Annotated in this window: 1 protein-coding gene; it reads left to right on the top strand. The window is 44.9% G+C overall.

Annotation, left to right across the window (positions count from 1 at the left end; translation table 11 throughout):
* The coding region (locus tag AAEY75_RS15020; RefSeq protein WP_352260027.1) for an LptF/LptG family permease at positions 1-274 on the top strand (274 nt) is incomplete at both ends.

Genomic DNA, 274 nt, shown 5'->3' with positions numbered 1-274 from the left:
GGTTAAGCCAGAGGCATTATCCATTAGCGGCTTAATTGACTACCTCGATTATTTGAAGGTTAACCAACAAGATCCTAGTCGTTATGAACTGGCTTTATGGCGCAAGGTTATGCAGCCGGTAACGGTAGCTGTGATGATGCTGGTGGCATTATCGTTTGTGTTTGGACCGTTACGCACGGTGACCATGGGAGCTCGTGTACTACTGGGTGTTGTGGCAGGATTTAGCTTTTATATCAGTAATGAGATATTTGGCCCGATGAGCATAGTATATGAA

The sequence above is a fragment of the Psychrobacter sp. TB55-MNA-CIBAN-0194 genome (assembly GCF_040309505.1).
Taxonomy (GTDB): Bacteria; Pseudomonadota; Gammaproteobacteria; order Pseudomonadales; family Moraxellaceae; genus Psychrobacter; species Psychrobacter fozii.
This window is presented reverse-complemented; position numbering and strand designations above follow the sequence as displayed.